The 23,535-nt window shown below is 69.9% G+C and carries 19 protein-coding genes; 11 read left to right on the forward strand and 8 right to left on the reverse strand.

Going from position 1 to position 23,535, the window contains the following annotated elements; all coding sequences use genetic code 11:
• Positions 1-37 precede the first annotated feature (37 nt).
• On the reverse strand, positions 38-721 hold the full coding sequence (locus ACFY5C_RS34635; RefSeq protein ID WP_389452136.1) for a DUF1707 domain-containing protein: 684 nt from the start codon (positions 719-721) through the stop codon (positions 38-40).
• A 159-nt stretch (positions 722-880) separates the two neighbouring features.
• On the opposite strand from ACFY5C_RS34635, the gene ACFY5C_RS34640 reads away from it, so the two are divergent.
• The 4 genes from ACFY5C_RS34640 (at position 881) to ACFY5C_RS34655 (ending at position 7,488) form a co-directional block, all read left to right on the forward strand.
• Positions 881-2,557 carry a fumarate hydratase gene (locus ACFY5C_RS34640; RefSeq protein WP_389452139.1) on the forward strand — a complete coding sequence of 559 codons (1,677 nt, stop codon included), beginning with the start codon at positions 881-883 and terminating at the stop codon, positions 2,555-2,557.
• A 307-nt stretch (positions 2,558-2,864) separates the two neighbouring features.
• The gene (locus ACFY5C_RS34645) at positions 2,865-4,250 is read left to right on the forward strand and encodes a class II fumarate hydratase (RefSeq protein WP_389452142.1); all 1,386 of its coding nucleotides are present in this window, start codon (positions 2,865-2,867) and stop codon (positions 4,248-4,250) included.
• Between the two features lie 72 nt (positions 4,251-4,322).
• Positions 4,323-5,021 carry a DUF402 domain-containing protein gene (locus ACFY5C_RS34650; RefSeq protein ID WP_389452144.1) on the forward strand — a complete coding sequence of 233 codons (699 nt, stop codon included), beginning with the start codon at positions 4,323-4,325 and terminating at the stop codon, positions 5,019-5,021.
• Positions 5,022-5,331: 310 nt separating this feature from the next.
• Positions 5,332-7,488: a SpoIIE family protein phosphatase gene (locus tag ACFY5C_RS34655; RefSeq protein ID WP_389452147.1), complete on the forward strand. Its 2,157-nt coding sequence runs from the start codon at positions 5,332-5,334 to the stop codon at positions 7,486-7,488.
• A gap of 114 nt (positions 7,489-7,602) precedes the next feature.
• On the opposite strand, the gene ACFY5C_RS34660 is transcribed toward ACFY5C_RS34655, so the two are convergent.
• Entirely contained in the window at positions 7,603-9,990 is a 2,388-nt protein-coding gene (locus ACFY5C_RS34660; RefSeq protein WP_389452150.1) for a transglycosylase domain-containing protein, read from the reverse strand.
• Between the two features lie 277 nt (positions 9,991-10,267).
• Between ACFY5C_RS34660 and ACFY5C_RS34665 the strand changes: the two genes are divergently transcribed.
• From ACFY5C_RS34665 to ACFY5C_RS34685, 5 genes are all read left to right on the forward strand, one after another.
• Entirely contained in the window at positions 10,268-11,203 is a 936-nt protein-coding gene (locus ACFY5C_RS34665; RefSeq protein ID WP_389452152.1) for an SPFH domain-containing protein, read from the forward strand.
• Entirely contained in the window at positions 11,200-11,457 is a 258-nt protein-coding gene (locus ACFY5C_RS34670; RefSeq protein ID WP_389452154.1) for a hypothetical protein, read from the forward strand. Before ACFY5C_RS34665 ends, ACFY5C_RS34670 begins: the two co-directional genes overlap by 4 nt.
• A gap of 346 nt (positions 11,458-11,803) precedes the next feature.
• Positions 11,804-12,328 carry a PadR family transcriptional regulator gene (locus ACFY5C_RS34675; protein ID WP_389452157.1) on the forward strand — a complete coding sequence of 175 codons (525 nt, stop codon included), beginning with the start codon at positions 11,804-11,806 and terminating at the stop codon, positions 12,326-12,328.
• Positions 12,325-13,014, forward strand: a complete 690-nt coding sequence (locus ACFY5C_RS34680) for an ABC transporter ATP-binding protein (RefSeq protein ID WP_389452160.1) — start codon at positions 12,325-12,327, stop codon at positions 13,012-13,014. The genes ACFY5C_RS34675 and ACFY5C_RS34680 overlap by 4 nt, the downstream gene beginning before the upstream one ends.
• Complete coding sequence (locus ACFY5C_RS34685) at positions 13,011-15,347, forward strand: ABC transporter permease (protein WP_389452163.1); 2,337 nt, start codon at positions 13,011-13,013, stop codon at positions 15,345-15,347. Before ACFY5C_RS34680 ends, ACFY5C_RS34685 begins: the two co-directional genes overlap by 4 nt.
• Here the strand turns inward: ACFY5C_RS34685 and ACFY5C_RS34690 are convergent, their stop codons facing one another.
• Positions 15,348-15,602, reverse strand: a complete 255-nt coding sequence (locus ACFY5C_RS34690; RefSeq protein ID WP_389452165.1) for a hypothetical protein — start codon at positions 15,600-15,602, stop codon at positions 15,348-15,350.
• A gap of 138 nt (positions 15,603-15,740) precedes the next feature.
• Complete coding sequence (locus ACFY5C_RS34695; RefSeq protein ID WP_389452168.1) at positions 15,741-16,688, reverse strand: LysR substrate-binding domain-containing protein; 948 nt, start codon at positions 16,686-16,688, stop codon at positions 15,741-15,743.
• A 187-nt stretch (positions 16,689-16,875) separates the two neighbouring features.
• Here ACFY5C_RS34695 and ACFY5C_RS34700 point away from each other — a divergent pair, with 187 nt between their 5' ends.
• Both ACFY5C_RS34700 and ACFY5C_RS34705 read left to right on the forward strand, forming a co-directional pair.
• Positions 16,876-17,430 carry a peroxiredoxin gene (locus ACFY5C_RS34700; RefSeq protein ID WP_370264283.1) on the forward strand — a complete coding sequence of 185 codons (555 nt, stop codon included), beginning with the start codon at positions 16,876-16,878 and terminating at the stop codon, positions 17,428-17,430.
• Between the two features lie 5 nt (positions 17,431-17,435).
• Positions 17,436-17,975: an alkyl hydroperoxide reductase gene (locus tag ACFY5C_RS34705; protein ID WP_389452171.1), complete on the forward strand. Its 540-nt coding sequence runs from the start codon at positions 17,436-17,438 to the stop codon at positions 17,973-17,975.
• A 24-nt stretch (positions 17,976-17,999) separates the two neighbouring features.
• On the opposite strand, the gene ACFY5C_RS34710 is transcribed toward ACFY5C_RS34705, so the two are convergent.
• The 4 genes from ACFY5C_RS34710 to ACFY5C_RS34725 form a co-directional block, all read right to left on the reverse strand.
• Positions 18,000-19,424, reverse strand: coding sequence for an AI-2E family transporter (locus ACFY5C_RS34710; RefSeq protein WP_389452174.1), 1,425 nt, complete (start codon positions 19,422-19,424; stop codon positions 18,000-18,002).
• Positions 19,425-19,571: 147 nt separating this feature from the next.
• Positions 19,572-20,264 carry a transglycosylase SLT domain-containing protein gene (locus tag ACFY5C_RS34715; RefSeq protein WP_389452177.1) on the reverse strand — a complete coding sequence of 231 codons (693 nt, stop codon included), beginning with the start codon at positions 20,262-20,264 and terminating at the stop codon, positions 19,572-19,574.
• A gap of 418 nt (positions 20,265-20,682) precedes the next feature.
• Entirely contained in the window at positions 20,683-22,008 is a 1,326-nt protein-coding gene (locus ACFY5C_RS34720) for a PhoH family protein (RefSeq protein WP_389452180.1), read from the reverse strand.
• A gap of 304 nt (positions 22,009-22,312) precedes the next feature.
• Positions 22,313-23,086: an isoprenyl transferase gene (locus ACFY5C_RS34725; RefSeq protein ID WP_389452182.1), complete on the reverse strand. Its 774-nt coding sequence runs from the start codon at positions 23,084-23,086 to the stop codon at positions 22,313-22,315.
• Positions 23,087-23,535 lie beyond the last annotated feature (449 nt).

Raw genomic sequence — 23,535 nt, forward strand, 5'->3', positions numbered from 1 at the left:
CGCACAGCCAGGAAGGAGCCGGTCCGCTTCACAACCGTCAACGATCCAGATGCTTGCGCAAACCCTTGTCGACCTTGCGCTGGACGCGGTCGAGTATGTCCGCGACGAGCTTGCCCCGCTTCGGCCTGCCCTCGATGTTGCCGAGCACGGCCCAGCCGTCGACATGGACGACCGGGGCATGCGGGTCCTCCGCGTCGAGGTGGTCCACCTCGAAGTTGCCGAGGACGCCGCCGCCGGTGCCGCGCAGCGAGACATTCTCAGGGACGCGGACCTCGACGTTGCCGAAGACCGAGATCGCCCGGATCATCACCTGCTGGTACTCGAAGAGCGCCTCGCTGAGGTCTATCTCCACGCTGCCGAAGATCGCGTAGGCGTGGATACGGCGGCCCGGGCGCCAGCGGCCCTTGCGGACGGCGCTGCTGAACACCGCGACCACGTTGTCGTCGGGCTCGGCCGGGATCGCGCCCGGGGCGGGGCGGCCAGGGGCGGGCACATGGGGTCCGCGGCGCTGATGGGCGGCGGGCAGGTCCCGTATGAAGACGTCCAGTTCGCCGACCGTCTTGGCGGCCAGCACGCCCTCCACGCGCTCGGCGTGCTCGTCGGCGGTGAGGCGGCCCTCGGCCAGGGCGTCGCGCAGGATGTCGGCGATCCGGTCGCGGTCCGCGTCGGAGGCACGGAGCTCGGTCGCGGCAGCGGGTGCGGTCTGCTTCTGAAGGTCCACGGCAGCAGCGTACCCAAACACGATAGATCGCGATAGACCCCGTTCGGGCCGATCACCGGACATCGAACTGAGCCTTACCTCACAAGCTCGCTGCCGAAGGCAGGTTCTACGCTGGTGGACGCTGCCAATGGAGGCCAGCCGCTGTCTGTCGAGTGAGGAATGGGCGAGATGCCTGAGTTCGCGTACACCGATCTGCTCCCCATGGGAGAGGACACCACCCCCTACCGGCTGGTGACCTCCGAGGGTGTCTCCACCTTCGAGGCCGACGGGCGGACGTTCCTCAAGGTGGAGCCCGGGGCGCTGCGCAAGCTGGCCGAGGAGGCCATCCACGACATCCAGCACTATCTGCGGCCCGCGCACCTCGCGCAGCTGCGGCGCATCATCGACGACCCCGAGGCGTCGAGCAACGACAAGTTCGTGGCGCTGGACCTGCTGAAGAACGCCAACATCGCGGCCGCCGGCGTGCTGCCCATGTGCCAGGACACCGGCACGGCGATCGTGATGGGCAAACGCGGACAGAACGTGCTCACCGAGGGCGCCGACGAGGAGGCCCTCAGCCGGGGCATCTACGACGCGTACCTGAACCTCAACCTGCGGTACTCGCAGATGGCTCCGCTCACCATGTGGGAGGAGAAGAACACCGGGTCGAACCTGCCCGCGCAGATCGAGCTTTACGCCACCGACGGCGGCGCCTACAAGTTCCTCTTCATGGCGAAGGGCGGCGGCTCCGCCAACAAGTCCTTCCTCTACCAGGAGACGAAGGCCGTCCTGAACGAGGCCTCCATGATGAAGTTCCTGGAGGAGAAGATCCGCTCGCTCGGTACGGCCGCCTGCCCGCCGTACCACCTGGCGATCGTCGTCGGCGGCACGTCCGCCGAGTACGCGCTGAAGACCGCCAAGTACGCCTCCGCGCACTACCTGGACGAGATTCCGGCCGAGGGCTCGCCGCTCGGGCACGGGTTCCGGGACAAGGAGCTGGAGGAGAAGGTCTTCGAGCTGACGCAGAAGATCGGGATCGGCGCGCAGTTCGGCGGCAAGTACTTCTGCCATGACGTGCGGGTGGTGCGGCTGCCCCGGCACGGTGCCTCGTGCCCCGTCGCCATCGCCGTGTCCTGCTCGGCCGACCGGCAGGCCGTCGCGAAGATCACCGCCGAGGGCGTCTTCCTGGAGCAGCTGGAGACCGACCCGGCGCGGTTCCTGCCGGAGACCACGGACGAGCACCTCGACGAGTCCTCGGACGTGGTGAAGATCGACCTGAACCAGCCGATGGACGAGATCCTCGCCGAGCTGACCAAGTACCCGGTCAAGACCCGGCTCTCGCTCACCGGTCCGCTGGTCGTGGCCCGCGACATCGCGCACGCCAAGATCAAGGAGCGGCTGGACGCGGGTGAGGAGATGCCGCAGTACCTCAAGGACCACCCGGTGTACTACGCCGGCCCGGCCAAGACGCCGGAGGGCTACGCGTCGGGTTCCTTCGGTCCCACGACCGCCGGGCGCATGGACTCCTACGTCGAGCAGTTCCAGGCGGCCGGCGGCTCCAAGGTGATGCTCGCGAAGGGCAACCGGAGCAAGCAGGTCACGGACGCGTGCGGCACGCACGGCGGCTTCTACCTCGGTTCCATCGGCGGCCCCGCCGCCCGGCTCGCCCAGGACTGCATCAAGAAGGTCGAGGTCGTCGAGTACGAGGAGCTCGGCATGGAGGCCGTCTGGAAGATCGAGGTCGAGGACTTCCCGGCGTTCATCGTCGTCGACGACAAGGGCAACGACTTCTTCCAGGACCCGGCGCCCGCGCCGACGTTCACGTCGATTCCGGTGCGGGGGCCTGGGCTGGCGTAGTCCCTGCGGCTGCGGCACACAATCGGTCTTCGCCCCCGCCGCCCCTACCCTTCCCGTCCTCCAGGGGGCTCCGCCCCCTGGACCCCCGCTCCTCAATCGCCGGAGGGGCTGAATTTCCAGCGCCGGTCCAGGAAATCCAGCCCGTCCGGCGTTTGAGGACGAGGCCCGTTCAGGGCCGAAGCGGGGGTCTGGGGGCGGCAGCCCCCAGGTACGGGACGGGTAGGGGCGGCGGGGGCGAAACCCTTCGGTGGAACCCGGATGGGCCAAGCACAGGAACAACCCCGCCGCCCAGCACGCTTACTCAGGTATGAGCGACTACCGCATCGAGCACGACTCCATGGGCGAGGTCCGTGTGCCCGCCGACGCCAAGTGGCGTGCCCAGACCCAGCGTGCCGTCGAGAACTTCCCCGTCTCCGGGCAGCGCATCGAACGGGCCCATATCGAGGCCCTGGCCAGGATCAAGGGCGCCGCCGCGAAGGTGAACGCCGAACTGGGCGTGCTCGACAAGGACATCGCCGAGGCCATCCAGGACGCGGCCACGGAAGTCGCCGAGGGGCGGTGGGACGAGCACTTCCCGGTCGATGTCTTCCAGACCGGGTCCGGCACCTCGTCCAACATGAACACCAACGAGGTCGTCGCCACCCTCGCGACCGAGCGGCTCGGGCGGGACGTCCACCCCAACGACCACGTCAACGCCTCGCAGTCCTCCAACGACGTCTTCCCGTCCTCCATCCACATCGCCGCCACCGCCGCCGTCACCCGCGACCTGATCCCGGCGCTGGAGCACCTCGCCGGGTCACTCGAGCGCAAGGCCGAGGAGTTCGCGGATGTCGTGAAGTCGGGGCGGACCCATCTCATGGACGCCACGCCCGTGACGCTGGGGCAGGAGTTCGGCGGTTACGCCGCCCAGGTGCGGTACGGCGTGGAGCGGCTGCAGGCCTCCCTCCCCCGGCTCGCCGAACTCCCCCTCGGCGGCACGGCCGTGGGCACCGGCATCAACACGCCCCCCGGTTTCTCCGCCGCCGTCATCGAGGAGGTGGCCCGCGTCACCGGGCTGCCGCTCACCGAGGCCCGGGACCACTTCGAGGCGCAGGGCGCCCGGGACGGGATCGTCGAGACCAGCGGGCAGCTCAGGACCATCGCGGTGGGGCTGACGAAGATCGCGAACGACCTGCGGTGGATGTCGTCCGGGCCGCGTACCGGGCTCGCGGAGATCTCCCTCCCCGACCTCCAGCCCGGGTCCTCGATCATGCCGGGCAAGGTCAACCCGGTCATTCCGGAGGCCGTCCTCATGGTCGCCGCGCAGGTCGTCGGCAACGACGCCACCGTGGCCACCGCCGGCGCCGCGGGCAATTTCGAGCTGAACGTGATGCTTCCGGTCATCGCGAAGAACGTCCTGGAATCCATCCGGTTGCTGGCCAACGCGTCCCGGCTGCTGGCCGACCGCACCGTCGACGGCGTCGTCGCCCACCGGGAACGAGCCCTGGAGTACGCCGAGTCGTCGCCCTCCGTCGTGACACCGCTCAACAAGTACATCGGGTACGAGGAGGCGGCCAAGGTCGCCAAGAAGGCCCTCGCGGAGCGCAGGACGATCCGCCAAGTCGTCCTGGAGAGCGGGTATGTGGAGCGCGGTGACCTCACCGTCGAGCAGCTGGACGAGGCCCTCGATGTCCTGCGGATGACACGGCCGTAACCGTCTGGCACGAGGGCGTGAACCGTGACGGACACCGCAGCGTCGTATGCCTGTGGCACCTAATATCTGTCCATGGAAGACGGTGGAGCGGTGACGACGACGGAAGTGGAAGCAGGTGGGTCGACCCGCTTCTGGGCCCCCGGGACGCAGATCCTGTGGCGGTACCGGGAGAACGCGGGCCGGCGCTTCCACATCGCGCGCCCTGTCACCGTCGTACGGGACGACGACGAGATTCTCGCCGTATGGCTGGCTCCGGGCACGGAGTGCGTGAAGCCGGTGCTCTCCGACGGGACGGCCGTGCACCTGGAACCCCTGGAGACCCGGTACACCAAACCGCGTGCCGTCCAGCGCGACCGGTGGTTCGGGACCGGGGTGCTGAAGCTCGCGCGGCCCGGTGAGCCGTGGTCGGTGTGGTTGTTCTGGGAGCCCGGCTGGCTGTTCAAGAACTGGTACGTGAATCTTGAGGAGCCACTGGCCCGTTGGGCGGGCGGGGTGGATTCCGAGGACCACTTCCTCGACATCTCCGTGCACCCGGACCGCAGTTGGCACTGGCGCGACGAGGACGAGTTCGCGCAGGCCCAGCGGGACGGGCTGGTGGACGACCGGCTCGCCGCGCGGGTGCGGGAGGCGGGGCGCGGCGCGGTCGAGGTGATCCGCGCCTGGGGCCCGCCGTTCTCGGACGACTGGCAGCACTGGCGCCCGGATCCCACCTGGGCTGTACCTTCTTTGCCTGAGGACTGGGATCGCACGCCCGCGCACATGTCCTCATGAGACCCTTGATGCGCCCCCGGGCAACAAACGTAGGATCGTCCTCCGCAAGGGCGCACTTGGGCGGCAACTACCGGAGTGCGCGCCGGGCTTGACCGATCGTCACCGAGGGGCGGCAGGACGTGAGCGAGGGTTACCAGGGCAACGCCGCCAGGGCCGGCGGGGCTTTCTACGCCGGTCCTGGGAGCAGACGCCCCACCGGCGGCACAGGAACCGTCCCTGGCCACGCGGGAATTCCGTTCCTGGGGCACGTATTGCGGGTATCGGAGTTTCGGCGGGACGAACCGCACGTGCGGCGCGAAGCCCCGGACGGATGGATTCGAAAGGCGTGACGGAGCAGCCGATCTCCTTCGAACGCCCCGAGACGGGCGTCGACCCCGCGGAGTCCCGCGGGGCGCTCACGCGTACCTCGACACAGTCGACGCCGCACGCCACGCCGTCGCATTCCACGCCGCCGCACACCCCTCGCGACGGCGCCGGCGCAGGCACCCCCTTACCCGCGCAGGCGCGCACCGGAGAGACCCCCTCCACGCCGGGCACCACCGCACCGTCCGGCCCGAGCAAGGAGCCCTCAGACATCGTCGGCAACGGCCCCGAGCACTCGCAGCCCTCCGTCGCCGCCGAGCCCGACACGCACCGGCCGCGGCCCGTTCCGGAGGCCATTCCGCCGCAGCCCGGCGCCGAGCCGTCGCAGTCGTCCGCCGAGCGGCGCACCGGACAGGGCGTGGTGCCCGGTCGGCCCACGCCGATGCGGCGGGACGGGGACCGGCTGCGTTTCGTGGGCGCCGCCACCCGGCGGATCGCCCGCGGCATCGACCTGGACGAGATCGTGATGGGGCTGTGCCGGGCGACCGTGCCGACCTTCTCCGACGCGATCCTGGTCTATCTGCGCGACCCGCTCCCGGTCGGCGACGAGCGGCCCACGGGGCCCGTCGTGCTGCGGTTGCGCCGCACCGACCGGATCCCGGAGGAGCGGGACACCGAAGGCAGCTTCCTGCCCTCGGGGGCCCAGCAGCCGGAGCCGTCCGAGCTGTCGGAACTGTCCGCCCTCACCGCCGAACTGTGCGAGGTGCGGCCCGGCGGCGCGCTCGCCGAGGTGCTGCGCGGCGTACGTCCCGTCTTCGCCGACGCGCCCGCTGCCCGCGCCGCCCTGCCCGAACTGCTCGGCGACGACGGTGAGTTGATCATCCCCGACGGTCAGCGCGCGATCCTCGCCCCACTGCGCGGCCGGCGCCGTGTCATCGGCGCCGCGGTGTTCCTGCGCCGCCCGGAGCGCCTCGCCTTCGAGCCCGACGACCTCCTCGTCGCCGCCCAGCTCGCCACGCACAGCGCGCTCGGCATCGACAAGGCGGTGCTGTACGGCCGTGAGGCGTACATCGCCGACGAGCTCCAGCGCACCATGCTGCCCGAGACGCTCCCCCGCCCGACCGGCGTACGGCTGGCGTCCCGCTACCTCCCGGCGGCCGAGACGGCCCGGGTCGGCGGCGACTGGTACGACGCGATCCCGCTGCCCGGCAGCCGCGTCGCCCTCGTGGTCGGTGACGTCATGGGCCACTCCATGACCTCGGCCGCGATCATGGGCCAGCTGCGCACGACGGCCCAGACCCTCGCCGGCCTCGACCTGCCCCCGCAGGAGGTCCTGCACCACCTCGACGAACAGGCCCAGCGCCTGGGCACCGACCGCATGGCGACCTGCCTGTACGCCGTCTACGACCCGGTGTCGCACCGCATCACCATCGCCAACGCGGGCCACCCGCCGCCCGTTCTGCTGCACCTGGGCGGCCGCGCGGAGGTGCTGCGGGTGCCGGCGGGCGCCCCGATCGGCGTCGGCGGTGTCGACTTCGAGGCCGTGGAGCTGGACGCACCGGCCGGAGCGACCCTGCTTCTCTACACCGACGGCCTGGTCGAGTCCCGCCTGCGGGACGTGTGGACCGGCATAGAGCAGCTGCGCGAGAAGCTCGCCGCGACCGCGCAGCTCACCGGGCCCGACCATCCGCCCCCGCTGGAAGCCCTGTGCGACGAGGTGCTCGACATGCTCGGCCCCGGCGACCGCGACGACGACATCGCGCTGCTCGCCGCCCGCTTCGACGGGATCGCGCCGAGCGATGTGGCGTACTGGTTCCTGGAGCCGGAGGACGCCGCCCCGGGACGCGCCCGGCGCCTGGCCCGACGTGCCCTCGCCCGCTGGGGTATGGAGGAACTCAGCGACTCGGTCGAGTTGCTGGTCAGCGAGGTCGTGACCAACGCGGTCCGGTATGCCTCGCGACCGGTGACGTTGCGCCTGCTGCGGACCGATGTGCTGCGCTGCGAGGTCGGGGACGACGTGCCGCAGTTGCCGCGGCTGCGGCAGGCTCGGGCCACGGATGAGGGCGGCCGGGGGCTTTACCTGGTCAACCGGCTGGCCCGGCGGTGGGGGGCGACACGGTTGAGTACCGGCAAGGTTGTCTGGTTCGAGCTGAATCGCGGCTGACCGCCGTGGGCGGGGAACCGCGCTTCGCCGACCGCGGGTGCGTTGTGGCTGATCGCGCCCGCGCGGCGGAGCCGCATGTCAGACACAGCCCCGCGCCCCTTCCGGGGCGCCTTCCTACTCGTCGTCGTCGGGTCTGACCGGGTCCAGGGTGATGTCGCCCGTCGGCTCGTCCGTCGGCTCATCCGTCGGCTCGTCCGTCGTCGGCGTCTCCGTCGGCTCGTCCGTGGTCGGCGTCTGCGTCGGCTCCTGCGTCGTCGGCTCGTCCGTCGGCTTCTGAGTCGTCGGCTCGGTCGTCGGCTCCTCGGTCGTCGGCTCCTCGGTCGGAGTCGGGGTCCAGGTCGGCTGGACGGCCGCGCCCTGGTCGGTGTCGAGGTCGAACCTGGCGTCCGGGTCCGTGACGCCGAACATGTACGCCGACCAGACCTGCGCGGGGAACCCACCACCGTTGACCCGCGGCTCGCCGCCCGCGCCGTACATCTTGGTCTGGGCGTGGGTCTTGGCGTCCTCGCCGAACAGGCCCACCGAGGTGACCAGGTCGGGCGTGTAACCGGTGAACCAGGCCGACTTGTTGTCGTCGGACGTACCGGTCTTGCCGGCGACCTTCTGGCCGTCGCGCTTGGGGTTGTTCGCCACGGACGTGCGCGCCGTACCGTCGTCGACCACGCCCGTCAGCACCGAGGTCACCGTGTCGGCGGCCTGCGGGCTGATGACCTGCTCGCCGATCGGGTCCGGGAGCTCGACGGCACGGCTGTTGTGCTCGACCGACTTGAGGATGCTCGGTGTGACCTTCTTGCCGTGGTTGTCGAGGGTGGCGTAGACCCCGGCCATCTGCAGCGGGCTCGCGCCCATGGTGCCCAGGGTCTGGGCGGGCACGGCCTGCTCGTTGGTGGTGTCCATGCCGAGCTTGCCGGCCACGTCCATGACGTTCTTCATGCCGACGTCGACGCCCATCTGCGCGAAGACGGAGTTGACCGACTTGTTCATCGCCGTCTGGACGGTGATGTCGCCGTAGTCCCGGTCGTCCTCGTTCTCGGGCGCGAACCCGACCTTGCTGCCGTCCTCCACGACCGGCCGCTTGCTGGTGCCGTCGTAGACCGTGTCCGCGGTGATCGGGTTGCCGTCCTGGGTCTCGGCGCTCTCCTCGAGAGCGGCTGCCAGGATCACCGGCTTGAAGGTGGAGGCGGGCTGGTAGTCGGTGCGGGTCGCATTGCTGGTGTAGTGCTTGAAGTAGTCGACGCCGCCGTACAGGGCGACGACCTTCCCCGTCTTGGGGTCGACGGAGACCGCGCCGGCCTGGACGTTCCCGTCGACCTTGCGCTTCTTCGGGTCCAGCTTGCTGGTCAGCTGCGCCTTGGCGGCCTTCTCCAGCTCGGCCTGCTTCTTCTTGTCGATGTTCAGGGTGATGGTCCAGCCCTGGTCGACGACCTCGGCCTCGGCCTGGGAGCGGGTGATGCCCTCCTGCTTCATCAGCTGGTTGATCAGCTGCTGGTTGGCGAGCTCGATCAGATAGCCCTTCTGGCCCTCCAGGCCGGCTGTGGGCTTGGGTTCCTTCGGCTCCGGGAACGTCATGCCCTGGCGCTCGGACCGGTCGAGCCAGCCCTCCTCGACCATGTTGTCCAGGACGTAGTTCCAGCGGGCCGTGACCAGCTTCTTGCCGGTTTCGGACGCGACCGCCCAGTCGTACTGACTCGGCGCCTGGAGCAACGCGGCGAGGTACGCGCCCTGTTCGGGCTTGAGCTTCTCGGCGTCGACGCGGTAGTAGGCCTGGGCGGCGGCCTGGATGCCGTAGGCGCCGCGGCCGTAGTAGCTGGTGTTGATGTAGCCGGCGAGGATCTCGTCCTTGGACAGCTGGCGGTCGACCTTCAGGGAGATGACCATCTCCTTGAGCTTGCGGCTGACCGTCTGTTCCTGGCTGAGGTAGTAGTTCTTGACGTACTGCTGGGTGATCGTCGAACCACCCTGCGCGCCCTTGCCCATCACGGTGTTCAGCAGACCGCGGGCCGTGCCCTTGAGGTCGATGCCGTTGTCCTTGTAGAAGGACTTGTTCTCCGCCGCGACGAAGGCGCGCTGGACCTCCTTCGGCACCTTGGCCAGGTCCACGATCTCGCGGTTGACGTCGCCGTCGCGGGCCAGGGTGCTGCCGTCGCTGTACTTGTAGACATTGCTCTGGCGCTGCGCGGCCTGGGCGGCTGCGTTGTCGGTGGGGACGTCCACGTACAGGTACAGGCCGATGAACGCGGCGATCGCGAGCAGGCACGTACCGAGGAACGTGCCGAGGATCTTCTTCCAGGTGAAGAGCCGGCGTATTCGGCCCTTGCCACCGCCCTTGCCGGCACTCCTGGCCGCCCGGCGGGCCGCGGCGCGGCCACCCTGGGCGGCCGGCGGGCCCACCACGGTGGCCGATTCGGCTCCCACAGGGGCCGACGGCGTCCCGGACGGGCGCCGGGGCGCGGCACGTCGCCCGCCTTGCTGACGCGCTCGTCTGTCTTCCGCTCGTCCCATGGGTCCGTTCCGCTCCGCTTCGCTCTTGTGTGCACCAGTGCCACACAGGTTCGCCGCTCAGGTCAGCTCAGAAAGCTAACACCGGAAGTTGTGACAAAGAGCTGTCGATCCGGTCTTTTGCGGACGTGACAATCAGCACCTGTCCCACCGGAACCGACGGCTCAGGGATGCATAGGGTTGCCCGCTCGGGGTAAAGTGATATCACTTAGCTAGTTCGAAGCTAGACGAAGCCACTGCGGCTTCATGGATGAATGCGAACGAAACGGGGGAATCACCCATGCCTACCGACACCACATCCGTCACCGCCGACGTACCCGAGATGCCCGCCCCACGCGTACGTGAGTTCACGGCGCACAGCATCGGCGGCGGGCTCGCCCTGCTGCTGGGCCTCGTCGGGCTCCTGGTCGGCGCGGGCCTGATCGTCAGCGCCACTGCGGTCGCCGGGGCCGGCGGCAAGGCGGTGCTGATCATCGCCGGGATCCTGGTGGCCATCGCCGCCGTCCTCGCGATGTGCGGGCTCAACATGGTCGCGCCGGGCGAGGCGCGGGTCGTCCAGCTCTTCGGGCGGTACCGCGGGACGATCCGGGAGGACGGGCTGCGCTGGGTGAACCCCTTCACGTCCCGCACGAAGATCTCGACCCGGGTCCGCAATCACGAGACGGCCGTCCTCAAGGTCAACGACGCCTACGGCAACCCGATCGAGCTCGCCGCGGTCGTGGTGTGGAAGGTCGAGGACACGGCGCAGGCCACCTTCGAGGTCGACGACTTCCTGGAGTTCGTCTCCACCCAGACCGAGGCGGCGGTGCGGCACATCGCCATCGAGTACCCGTACGACGCCCATGACGAGGGCGGCCTCTCACTGCGCGGCAACGCCGAGGAAATCACCGAGAAGCTCGCCGTCGAACTGCACGCGCGCGTGGAGGCGGCCGGGGTGCAGATCATCGAGTCGCGCTTCACGCATCTTGCGTACGCTCCCGAGATCGCCTCCGCGATGCTCCAGCGGCAGCAGGCCGGGGCGGTCGTCGCGGCGCGGCGGCAGATCGTCGACGGGGCGGTCGGCATGGTCGAGGCGGCGCTCGCGCGGATCTCCGAGCGGGACATCGTGGAGCTGGACGACGAGCGGAAGGCGGCGATGGTGTCGAACCTGATGGTGGTGCTGTGCGGCGACAGGTCCCCGCAGCCGGTCCTCAACACCGGGACGCTCTACCAGTGACGGTTCCTTCCGAGGGTTCGGCCCCTCAGCGGCGGCCGCAGCAGCGCAAGCAGGTGCTGCTGCGGCTGGACCCGTCCGTCTACGAGGCGCTGGCGCGGTGGGCGGGGGACGAGCTGCGCTCGGCCAACGCGCAGATCGAGTTCCTGCTGCGGAAGGCTTTGGCTGACGCCGGTCGGCTTCCGAAGGAGACCGGGCCGATTGCGCGCCGCGGCCGCCCACCTGGGGGCTCCGCCCCCAGACCCCCATCGGCCTGAACGGCCTCGCCCTCAAACGCCGGACGGGCTGGATGCGGCCGAACCGGTCCCGCCCGTGCACGCCGGACGGGCTGGATGCGGCCAAGCCGGTCTCGTGCCTGCACGCCGGGCGGACGAGGTGCGGCCGAGCCTGTCACCTCCGTGCACGCCGGACGGACTGAATGCGGCCGAGCCGGCCCCGCCCGTGCACGCCGGACGGGCGTGGATCCGTTGGGGCTGCCGCCCCGTCTTAGCCATGTGGCAGAACCGTGACAATCGCGTCCCACCTGGGCCTTCACACCCCCCGCCATGATCTACACACTCCGCGTATACATGCGGCGTATACACCCCGTGTAGTGTCCTGGGCATGTCCATCGGTCACACCCTCCTGGGGCTCCTGGAGTCCGGCCCGCGTCACGGCTACGACCTGAAGCGGGCCTTTGACGAGAAGTTCGGTCACGACCGGCCGCTGCACTACGGCCAGGTCTACTCGACGATGTCCCGGCTGTTGAAGAACGGGCTCGTCGAGGTCGACGGGATCGAGCCCGGCGGCGGGCCCGAGCGCAAGCGGTACGCCATCACCGACGCCGGGATCACCGACGTGCAGCAGTGGCTCGCGACGCCCGAGAAGCCGGAGCCGTATCTCCAGTCGACCCTCTACACCAAGGTCGTCCTCGCCCTGCTCACCCGGCGCAACGCGGCCGACATCCTCGACACCCAGCGCGCCGAGCACCTGCGGTTGATGCGGATCCTCACCGACCGGAAGCGGAAGGGGGACCTCGCCGATCAGCTGATCTGCGACCATGCCCTGTTCCACCTCGAGGCCGACCTGCGCTGGCTGGAACTCACCGCCGCGCGTCTCGACAAGCTGGCCGAGGTGGTGACCAAGTGACTCCTCCTCCCGGTTCCCTGCTCGCGGCCCAAGACCTGCGCAAGGCCTACGGCCCGACCCTCGCGCTCGACGGCGCCGAGTTCTCCATCCACCCCGGCGAGGTCGTCGCCGTCATGGGCCCGTCCGGCTCCGGCAAGTCGACGTTGCTGCACTGCCTCGCCGGAATCGTGCCGCCCGACTCGGGATCCATCACCTACAACGGCCGCGAGCTGGCCACCATGGGCGACGCCCAGCGCAGTGCCCTGCGGCGCTCGGAGTTCGGGTTCGTCTTCCAGTTCGGGCAGTTGGTGCCGGAGCTGACCTGCGTCGAGAACGTCGCCCTTCCGCTGCGGCTGAACGGAACCTCCCGCAAGGAGGCCGAGAAGGCGGCACTCACCTGGATGGAGCGCCTCGAGGTCGACGACCTGCGCAAGAAGCGGCCCGGCGAGGTCTCCGGCGGTCAGGGGCAGCGTGTCGCCGTCGCCCGGGCCCTGGTCACCAACCCGCGCGTGCTGTTCGCCGACGAGCCGACCGGCGCGCTCGACTCCCTCAACGGCGAGCGCGTGATGGAGCTGCTGACGGACGCCGCCCGCTCGACCAACGCGGCCGTCGTCCTCGTCACGCACGAAGCGCGCGTCGCCGCCTACTCCGACCGCGAGATCGTCGTACGGGACGGCAAGTCCCGGGACATGGAGCGCGTCGTATGAGTGCCGCGGGTCAGTGGGCCAAGGATCTGGGCATGGGCGTCCGGTTCGCCTTCGCCGGCGGACGCGAGGGATGGGTCCGGGCTCTGCTGACGGCCGTCGGGGTGGGGCTCGGGGTGGCGTTGCTGCTGCTGACGACCGCGATCCCGAGCGCGCTGTCCGAGCGTGACCGGCGCGGTAGCGCCCGGGACGACTTCACGTACAGCGGGGAGGTGATGCCGAAGGCGGACGACACGCTGATCATCGCCAGTGCCGACACGGAGTACCGCGGTGACGACGTACGGGGCCGGCTCCTGGAGCCCGAGGGGGCGCTGGCGCCGCTGCCCCCGGGCGTGGACGAGTTCCCCGCGAAGGGCGAGATGATCGCCTCGCCCGCGCTGCAGAAGCTGCTGACGTCCGACTCCGGCAAGCTGCTGCGCGAACGCATCCCCTACCGGGTCACCGGCACCATCGATCAGCCCGGGCTGATCGGGCCCACCGAACTCGCCTACTACGCGGGCGGCTCGGGGCTCGAGGACCAGATGTCCGGCGGCACCGTCGAGCGGATCGACTACTTCGGTCCCTCCGCCGCGCAGCAGGACGACGCGCTGGATCCGATCCTGATCCTGCTGATCATGATCATCTTCGTGGTACTGCTGCTGCCCGTCGGCGTGTTCATCGCGGCGGCCGTGCGCTTCGGCGGCGAGCGCCGCGACCGTCGGCTCGCTGCGCTCAGGCTGGTCGGCGCGGACGGACGGATGGCGCGCCGGGTCGCGGGCGGCGAGGCGCTCGCCGGGGCGCTGCTCGGGCTCGTCCTCGGCACCGGCTTCTTCCTGGCGGGACGTCACCTGGCGACTCTGCTGAAGGTGCGGGACATCAGCGTGTTCCCGAGCGACCTCAATCCGTCGATCGCGCTCGCCCTGCTGGTCGCGGTGGCCGTACCGGCCGCGGCGGTCCTGGTGACGCTGTTGGCGCTGCGCGGGGTCGTCATCGAGCCGCTCGGTGTGGTCCGTACCGCAAAGCCCCCGCGCCGTCGGCTGTGGTGGCGGCTGCTGCTGCCGGTGGGCGGTCTCGCGCTGCTGTACCCGATGATGGGGCAGGGCAACGACAACGGGAACTTCAACGAGTGGATGGTCATCGGCGGCACCGTGCTGCTGCTGGTCGGCGTCACCACACTGCTGCCCTGGCTGGTCGAGGCCGTGGTGGCCCGGCTGAACTCCGGGTCGGTCTCCTGGCAACTGGCGGTCCGCAGGCTGCAGTTGAGCAGCGGCTCGGCCGCCCGCATGGTCAACGGCATCGCGGTCGCGGTGGCCGGCGCGATCGCGCTGCAGATGCTGTTCGCCGGCGTCGAGGGCGACTACACCGAGCGCACCGGCAACGACCTGAACCGCGCCCAGATGACGATCTCCGTGCACGGCGACGTCCCGCTGAACGACGTCGCCCGGCAGTTGGGCGAGACCGAGGGCGTACGCCGGGCATCGGCCCTCTCGCTGGGCACACTCGGCGAGAAGGCGAAGGAGCCCGACAACTCGCTGGAGGTGGCCGTCGGCAGCTGCGCCGAGCTGCGCGAGGTGGCGCGTCTGAAGTCCTGCCGGGACGGGGACACCTTCCGGATCGTCGGCGGCGAGTACGACGACGGCTCGGAGGAACTCGTCAAGGCGGGCGGCACCTTGTACTTCGACCCGCTCTACAGCGGATCGACGAGCCACACCGTGGCGTGGAAGGTGCCCGGCGGCGTCAAGACCGCCGCGACGCGCGAGGATCCGACCGGCTACGAGCGCGGCGGCCTGCTGTTCACCCCGGGCGCACTGCCCGAGGGAGCCGAGGCCGGCCTCGTCGAGCGGGTGTTCCTCTCGCTGGACTCGTCGGTGCCGGACGCCGCGGACCACGCGCGCAACACCGCCGCGCGGATGGACCCGCTGGCGGACGTGTTCACGCTGGCCGCCAACCGTGAGTCCCTGGAGTTCCGCTCCATCCGCAACGGGCTGTTCGTCGGTGCCACCTGCGTCCTGCTGCTGATCGGCGCGAGCCTGCTGGTCTCCCAGCTGGAGCAGCTGCGCGAGCGCAAGAAGCTGCTGTCGTCCCTGGTCGCCTTCGGCACCCGGCGCCGCACGCTGAGCCTGTCGGTGCTGTGGCAGACGGCGATCCCGATCGCGCTGGGCCTGGTGCTGGCGTCGACCGTCGGGCTGACACTGGGCGCCGTCCTGCTGAAGATGGCCGGCACCTCGGTGACCGTGGACTGGGCGAGCGTACTGACGATGACAGGCATCGGAGCCGGGGTCGTCCTCGCGGTGACCCTGCTCAGCCTGCCTCCGCTGCTGCGCCTGATGCGGCCGGACGGCCTGCGCACGGAGTGATCAAGGGGGCCGGGACTCGGATCCCGGCCCCCGAACCCGCATGGGCGACGGCCACGCCGTCGCACGGGTCGACCCCACCACGGCCCCGACCACGGCCACGGCCACCACACCGACCGCGACCGCGACCGCGACCGCGACCAGCGCAGGATGGACCAGGCAGGTGCCCAGGATTCGCCCCGTAGCCGCCGCATCCGCACCCGCCCGCATCAGCGACGCGTAGGGCAGGACGGCCCCCGGAACATGCGGCTCGGCCACGGCCCGGCAAAGTCCGCACCACGGCCTCGCCGGCCCGACCGCACCACTGGGCCGGACGCAGCCCCAACGGCCCCGCGCACCCCGCGTGCCACCGGGCCACCGGGCCACCGGGGAACCGGGGAACCGGGTTACGGGGACTCAGCCCCCGGCCCCCACCACCCGCACCGGCAACGGCCGCAGCGCATCCCGCAGAGCCGACGCCAGTTCCTCGTACTCCGCGGCGCGTGCCGCTCCCGTCCGCATGGCGAGGGCGACGCGGCGGGTGGGGGCCGGGTCGGCGAAGTAGCCGGTGAGGAGCTGGCTGCTGCGGGTGGTCTCCAGCTTGAGGGCGGTGCGCGGCAGCAGGGTCACCCCCAGGCCGCCCGCGACGAGTTGCACGAGCGTGGACAGCCCGGCAGCCGTCGTGGTCACCGGCGCGTCCTCGCGGCCCGCCTCCCGGCAGATGTCGAGGGCCTGGTCGCGCAGGCAGTGACCCTCGTCGAGCAGCAGCAGGTTCAGCTCGCGCAGCGCCTCGCGCGCGATCCCCTCCCGACCGCCGAGCCGGTGGTCGAGCGGCGTGACGAGCACGAAGTCCTCGTCAAATAGCGGGAGTTCGGCGACACCGGGCACCCCGAGCGGTACGGCCAGCAGGAGCAGGTCCAGGCGGCCCCTGGTGAGGCCGTCGACCAGGCTCGCGGTCTGCTCCTCGTGCACCTGGAGGTCGAGGTGCGGATACCGGTCGTGGGCCAGCCGCAGCACGGTCGGCAGCAGATACGGCGCGACGGTGGGGATGACGCCGAGCCGAAGGGCACCGGTGAACGGCGCCCGGACGGCCTCCGCCTCCTCCATCAACGCGCCGACCTCCACCAGCACCGCCTTCGCCCGCACGGCGAGCCGCTCGCCGGCCGGCGAGAGCAGCACCTTACGGGTCGTACGCTCCAGGAGCGTCACCCCGAGGATCTCCTCCAGCGCGGACACGGCGCCCGAGAGCGCGGGCTGGCTCATACCGATCGCGGCCGCGGCGTCCCGGAAGTGGAGGTGCTCGGCGACGGCGGCGAACGCCCGCAGTTGGGCGAGGCTGGGCTGCCGCCTCTTGCCCACGGTCATGTCCTGCCCCTCGTCATGCCCTGCCCCTCGTCATCCCTTACCCACGGCCATCAATAGGCACCTCCGATCAACCCGACCGAGTGTAGCTATTTCCCGTATCAATGCACGTTGTGCCAGGATCGGTAAGGTCCAACCCCATGGGAGACCCCTGTACCGAACGGGTGTCTCCTCGCTGCAAGGAGAGCGTGTGCTCACTGTCGGTGACAAGTTCCCCGAGTTCGAACTGACCGCCTGCGTCTCGCTGGAGAAGGGCTCGGAGTTCGAGACGATCAACCACAAGACCTACGAGGGCAAGTGGAAGATCGTCTTCGCGTGGCCGAAGGACTTCACCTTCGTCTGCCCGACCGAGATCGCGGCCTTCGGCAAGCTGAACGAGGAGTTCGCCGACCGCGACGCCCAGGTCCTGGGATTCTCCGGTGACTCGGAGTTCGTCCACCACGCCTGGCGCAAGGACCACGACGACCTGCGCGACCTGCCGTTCCCGATGATGGCCGACTCCAAGCACGAGCTGATGCGCGACCTCGGCATCGAGGGCGAGGACGGCTTCGCCAAGCGCGCCGTCTTCATCGTCGACCAGAACAACGAGATCCAGTTCTCCATGGTGACCGCCGGCTCCGTCGGCCGTAACCCCAAGGAGGTCCTGCGGGTCCTGGACGCCCTCCAGACCGACGAGCTGTGCCCGTGCAACTGGAGCAAGGGCGAGGACACCCTGGACCCGGTCAAGCTCCTTGCCGGAGAGTGAGTGACATGTCCCTCGACTCCCTGAAGTCCCGCATCCCGGACTACGCCAAGGACCTGAAGCTCAACCTGGGCTCGGTCATCGGCAATTCGGACCTCCCGGCGCAGCAGCTGTGGGGCACGGTGCTCGCCACCGCGATCGCCTCGCGTTCCCCGATCGTGCTGCGCGAGCTGGCGCCGGAGGCGAAGGCGAACCTCACGCCGGAGGCTTACGGCGCGGCCAAGTCCGCCGCCGCGGTGATGGCGATGAACAACGTCTTCTACCGCACCCGGCATCTGCTGTCCGACCACGAGTACGGCACCCTGCGCGCGGGCCTGCGGATGAACGTCATCGGCAACCCCGGCGTCGACAAGGTCGACTTCGAGCTGTGGTCGTTCGCGGTGTCCGCCATCAACGGCTGCGGCATGTGCCTCGACTCGCACGAGCAGGTGCTGCGCAAGGCGGGCGTGGACCGCGAGACGGTTCAGGAGGCGTTCAAGATCGCTTCCGTGATCCAGGCCGTCGGTGCCACCTTGGACGCCGAGGCTGTGCTGGCCGACGTCGAGTAGGCACGCTCGCTCTGCGGACCCCGCTCACCGTTCGTGGGCGGGGTCCAGTGCGTTGTCGTGGCCGACGGTCCCGGGGGCTGCGCTCCCGGCGCCGCCTTCGGCCTCAACGGCCTCGTCCTCAGGCGCCGGACGGGCCGGTTCCTGCCGACCGGTGGTCGTCTGCATCGCCTCCTGCGAATACCGCCGCAGGTACCCCACGATCGTGTTCGACACGGCCACCAGCGGTACGGCCACCACCGCGCCGCCGATCCCCGCGACCATGCCGCCGGCCGCCACCGACAGCACGACCGCCAGCGGGTGGACACGGACCGCGCGTCCGAGGATGAACGGCTGCAGGATATGGCCCTCGATCTGCTGGACGGCCAGGACGACGACGAGGGTCATGACCGCCGTGAAGACGCCCTGCGTCACCAGCGCCACGACCACGGCCAAGGCGCCGGAGGCCACCGCGCCGACGAGCGGGATGAAGGAGAACAGGAAGATGAAGACGGCCAGCGGCACCGCCATCGGCACATCGAGGAAGTAGATGCCGATGCCGATGAAGACGGCGTCGATCAGGGCGACGAGGACGGTGCCGCGCACATACGCGGTGAGCGTCGCCCACGCGCGCGGGCCGGCGCCGGCGACACCCGGACGGGCCGCGGCGGGCACCAGCTTCAGCGTCCACTGCCAGATGCGCTTGCCGTCGTAGAGCAGGAAGAGCGTCGAGAAGGCGGCCAGCAGAATGCCGGTGAGGGCCTCGACGACGACCGTGACGCCTTCGAGCCCGGCCGAGGTGATCTCGTCGGTGTTGGCGCCGATCGCCTCCCGGAGGTTCTCGGCGATCTCGTTGACCTGCTTGTCGGTGACGTGGAAGGGGCTGTTGAGCAGCCAGTTGCGCAGCTCGTCGATACCGTCCTGGACCTGGTCGGAGAGGTCGTCGATGTTCTCCATGACCTGCCAGGTCACGAACCAGCCCATCAGCCCGATGACGACGAACCCGAGGACCGCGGTCAGGGCGGTGGCGGGCCCGCGCGGCACACCACGCCGGGTCAGCCACGCCACCGAGGGCTGCATCAGCGCGGTGAGGAGCAGGGCGATGACGAAGGCCAGCACGACGAGTTGTACGGCGCTGATGACCCGCATCAGCACCCAGACCGTGCCGGCGAGCACCAGCAGCCGCCAGCCGGCCTCCGCGGCGACGCGCACGCCCCACGGCACGACATGCGCCGGGTCGGGCCGGGGCGGCGGCGCGGTGGGCGCGTAGTCGGGGGGCCGTGGGACGTGGTCGGCGCGCGGCGGCGGGACGTCCTCGACGGCGGGGCCGGGCTTCACGGCCGTGGCGGTCCGCCGCTCCGCCTGGAGCTCGGTGTCCTCCCGCTCCACCGCGGCGCGGCGCTCGTCCAACCGCTCACTCATCTCGGTCAGTCCGGCGCCGAGCCGACCGAGCCACCCTGGCACTCGCGACATGATCCGTCCTCTTCCCCCGTCTCTCCTCACCACTCCCCCTGGAGTCGTTGCGTCCGACCGTACATGGCAGGTCCCGGGGAAGCGCGAAAGCCCCTCACCCAGAGACGGTGAGGGGCTGCGCGAAGGTTGAGCGGCGGCGGTGCCGGCTCAGTACCAGCTGTTGGCCTGCCAGAAGTCCCAGGCGCCGCAGGGGCTGCCGTAGCGGTCGTTCATGTAGTTGAGGCCCCACTTGATCTGGGTGGCCGGGTTCGTCTGCCAGTCCGATCCGACGGACGACATCTTCGAACCGGGCAGGGCCTGGAAGAGGCCGTAGGCACCCGAGGAGGGGTTGACGGCCTTGTAGTTCCAGTCGGACTCGTGGTCCACGATGTTGCTGAAGCACTGGAACTGGCCGCTCGGCACCATCTGGCGCGCCATCGACTGGATCTGCGCGATGCTGTACGAGCCCTGGACGGGGAAGTCGGAGGAGGATCGGGAGGCCTTCGCCTCGGCCTCTTCGCGCTCCTTGGCTTCCTGCGCCGCCTTCTCGGCTTTCTCGGCGGCTTCCTTCTTCTCGATCGCGGTCTGGGCGGCAGCCTTGCGGGCGGCTTCCTCAGCACCCTTCTTGGCGCTCGCGTCCGCGGCGATGGCCTGGACGTCGGCCTGCGCCGACATGGACTCGATCTGCACCTGGGCCTGCTGGCCCGCGGGTATGTCCGCGAGGAGCGTCGAATCGGCAGCCGTCGCTTCGGCGTCGTTGTTCTGCGCGGTGCTGCCCGAGGCAACGCCGACGACGCTTCCGACAGCGGTGACCGCGGTGGCCGACGCCACTGCGAATCCCCTGACCGAAATCGGACTCACACGGTTTCCTTCCAGCATCGCCCGCTTCGGTGACCCTGGCGGACGCAATCGTGCCCCTGGCTCTGGCCTCCCAACTGCGGGGTCACGGGAGGCTCGGACCCGGTGGGCAACTCCCTTGCGAGGAGCGCCGCGTAAAGACTCGGGCGGCATACGACGACGCTATGGAGTTGGCTGTGGTGTTGCTGTGGTGCCGTACCGCTGGGGGTACAGGTGTGTCGTATGCGGGGCCTGACAGGAGTGAGACTCTGCCGTACCCCGACGCCGCAAGGCAATTCTGTGTTGCGTGTGAAAGCTCACACCTCGTTTGTCCCAGGGGTTTTACGGAAAGCCGCACACGCCGAGGCGCCGCCCGGATAGGCTCACTGCCTTTCCGAACGGCGCCAACCAACGAGTAGCTACCGCAAGTTGAGCACTTGGGTCAGATCTGCCCGTCCTCCAGCATTTCGGTCACAAGGGCGGCGATCTGGGACCTCTCGGACCTCGTCAGCGTGACGTGGGCGAAGAGCGGATGCCCCTTCAGCTTCTCCACGACGGCGACGACACCGTCGTAGCGCCCGACCCGGAGATTGTCCCGCTGGGCCACGTCGTGGGTCAGAACCACCCGCGAGTTGGCACCAATTCGGGACAGAACCGTCAGCAGGACGTTCCTTTCCAGGGACTGCGCCTCGTCCACGATCACGAACGCGTCGTGCAGCGAGCGTCCGCGGATATGGGTGAGGGGCAGTACCTCCAGCATGCCCCGCGCGGTGACCTCTTCGATGACCTCACGGCTGGTGACCGCCGACAGGGTGTCGAAGACCGCCTGCGCCCAGGGGCTCATCTTCTCGGCCTCGCTGCCGGGCAGATAGCCGAGCTCCTGTCCGCCCACCGCGTACAGCGGCCGGAAGACCATCACCTTCTGGTGCTGGCGGCGCTCCAGCACCGCCTCCAGACCGGCGCACAGCGCCAGTGCCGACTTGCCGGTGCCGGCCCGGCCGCCCATGGAGACGATCCCGACGTCAGGGTCGAGCAGCAGGTCCAGTGCGATCCGCTGCTCGGCGCTGCGGCCCTTGATGCCGAAGGCCTCCCGGTCGCCGCGCACCAGCCTGACGTTGCCCTCGGGCGTGATCCGGCCCAGCGCGTTGCCGCGCTCGGAGTGGATCGTCAGGCCGGTGTGCACGGGCATGTCGGCGGCCTCGGGGACGAAGACGTGCCCCTCCTCGAAGAGGATGTCCACCTGTTCGCCCGGCAGCGTCAGTTCGGACATTCCGGTCCAGCCGGAGGAGTCCGTGATGGCGAGTTCGGCACGGTACTCCTCGGCGAGGAGACCGACGGACGAGGCCTTGATCCTGAGCGGCAGGTCCTTCGACACGACGGTGACGTCGAACCCCTCGGCCTGCAGATTGCGGGCGACCGCGAGGATGCGGGAGTCGTTGTCCCCCAGGCGGTAGCCGGTCGGCAGAACGCTGGGGTCCGAGTGGTTGAGCTCGACACGGACGGTCCCGCCGAGGTCCCCGATCGGGAGGGGGGCGTCGAGACGGCCATGCTTCACACGGAACTCGTCGAGCAGGCGCAGTGCCTGCCGGGCGAAGTAGCCGAGTTCGGGATGGTGCCTCTTGGCCTCCAGTTCCGTCACCACGACGATGGGGAGCACGACCTCGTGCTCGTCGAAGCGGTTCAGGGCGTTCGGGTCGGCCAGCAGGACGCTGGTGTCGAGAACGTAGGTGCGCCGGTCTGGCTTGTGGCGCTTTGTGCTGGTCACCACGGAAGGACGTACCCCCTCGGATGAGGTCGGGGAGCGACGGAGTGGAGCTGGACCGGTCGTCGGCCGCTCTGCACGGGCCGAAAACCGGCCCCCCGCGTCTTCTTCCGTGCCGTGACCGCACGGTGGGGCTGGTGCAAAGGGCCTCCCGGGCGGACGGCCCCGTGCCGTCCGCTGAGATACGACACCCGTGGTTCGGGTGTCGACCTGCTTGCCTTATGCCCTCGAACGTGCGCTGCCATGCCGACGCATATGACGGCGCGCTGGTGAACTCCCTGTTACTTCTGTCCCGCGGGGGTGAGTTCTCTCAGCCGCCGTAGCGCCGGTGGCGGGCCGCGTAGTCGCGCAGAGCGCGCAGGAAGTCCACCTTGCGGAAGGCCGGCCAGAAGACTTCACAGAAGTAGTACTCGGAATGGGCCGTCTGCCACAGCATGAAACCGGACAACCGCTGCTCGCCGCTCGTGCGGATCACGAGGTCGGGGTCCGGCTGGTCGCCCGTGTAGAGGTGGCTGCCGATCAGGTCGACGCTGACGGACTCGGCGAGGTCCTCCATCGAGGTGCCCTTGTCGTGAGCGTCGACGATCATCGAGCGCACGGCGTCGGCGATCTCCTGGCGGCCGCCGTAGCCGATGGCGACGTTGACCAGTATCCCGTCGATGTGCGCGGTGGCCTCCTCGGCCTCCTTGAGGCTGGTCTGCATCCCGGACGGCAGCAGGTCGGGGGTGCCCACGTGGTGCACGCGCCAGCGCCCGTCGGCGGCGAGGGTGCGGACGACGTCCTCGATGATGCCGAGGAGCGGGCCGAGTTCGTCCTGGGGCCGGTCGAAGTTGTCCGTCGACAGCAGCCAGAGGGTGACGACCTCGACGTCGGTCTCGCTGCACCAGCCGAGGAACTCCTCGATCTTCTCGGCACCGGCCCGGTGCCCGTGCACGGTGGAGGAGCCGGCCGCCTTCGCCCAGCGACGGTTGCCGTCCATGATCACGCCGATGTGCTTGGGCACCTGAGCGTGGTCCAGGTGGCCCTCCACCCGGCGTGCGTACAGCCTGACCAGCAGGCCGCGCAGCTTGTCGCGCAGGTTCACGTGATTGTCAGCCCCTCCGTACGGATCGGACAGGCGCGCGGGCGCTGCGCGCGGCGCAGGCGAGGGCGGTTGCTGTCCGTATGGCGGTCCCCTACCGGCGAAGCGTACCCCTGCGGCGCTTGGGCCGTGTTTACGGGTGCGGGTGCGTTGGAGGCGCCTTGGGGTGGGGGGTCCGGGGCAGGTGGCGGCTGCGGGTCGATGGGGGCTGGTCGCGCCCACGCGGCGGAGCCGCACATCGACACAGCCCCGCGCCCCCCAGTGGGGACAGTCGCCGGCATGTGGAGGCACCCCCTGCGCGAACAAAAAACGGGCCGGTCCGTGGGGGGGAGACGGACCGGCCCGAGGGGGGGGGTTCCACCATAACCCTTCGTAAGTGATGCTGCGTGCATCGGCGTGCCACAACTACTCTCCGAAATCGCCCGGCGACGGCGCGGTAGCCGTGAGAGGGC

The organism is Streptomyces sp. NPDC012935, assembly GCF_042900345.1.
GTDB lineage: Bacteria > Actinomycetota > Actinomycetes > Streptomycetales > Streptomycetaceae > Streptomyces.

What these genes read in the sequence shown, in the direction of transcription:
- ACFY5C_RS34640 (WP_389452139.1), top strand. Translation starts at nt 881, where the DNA reads ATGGGCGAGATGCCTGAGTTCGCGTACACCGATCTGCTCCCCATGGGA.
- ACFY5C_RS34645 (WP_389452142.1), top strand. Translation starts at nt 2,865, where the DNA reads ATGAGCGACTACCGCATCGAGCACGACTCCATGGGCGAGGTCCGTGTG.
- ACFY5C_RS34650 (WP_389452144.1), top strand. Translation starts at nt 4,323, where the DNA reads ATGGAAGACGGTGGAGCGGTGACGACGACGGAAGTGGAAGCAGGTGGG.
- ACFY5C_RS34655 (WP_389452147.1), top strand. Translation starts at nt 5,332, where the DNA reads ATGGATTCGAAAGGCGTGACGGAGCAGCCGATCTCCTTCGAACGCCCC.
- ACFY5C_RS34660 (WP_389452150.1), bottom strand. Translation starts at nt 9,990, where the DNA reads ATGGGACGAGCGGAAGACAGACGAGCGCGTCAGCAAGGCGGGCGACGT.
- ACFY5C_RS34665 (WP_389452152.1), top strand. Translation starts at nt 10,268, where the DNA reads ATGCCTACCGACACCACATCCGTCACCGCCGACGTACCCGAGATGCCC.
- ACFY5C_RS34675 (WP_389452157.1), top strand. Translation starts at nt 11,804, where the DNA reads ATGTCCATCGGTCACACCCTCCTGGGGCTCCTGGAGTCCGGCCCGCGT.
- ACFY5C_RS34685 (WP_389452163.1), top strand. Translation starts at nt 13,011, where the DNA reads ATGAGTGCCGCGGGTCAGTGGGCCAAGGATCTGGGCATGGGCGTCCGG.
- ACFY5C_RS34695 (WP_389452168.1), bottom strand. Translation starts at nt 16,688, where the DNA reads ATGACCGTGGGCAAGAGGCGGCAGCCCAGCCTCGCCCAACTGCGGGCG.
- ACFY5C_RS34705 (WP_389452171.1), top strand. Translation starts at nt 17,436, where the DNA reads ATGTCCCTCGACTCCCTGAAGTCCCGCATCCCGGACTACGCCAAGGAC.
- ACFY5C_RS34710 (WP_389452174.1), bottom strand. Translation starts at nt 19,424, where the DNA reads ATGTCGCGAGTGCCAGGGTGGCTCGGTCGGCTCGGCGCCGGACTGACC.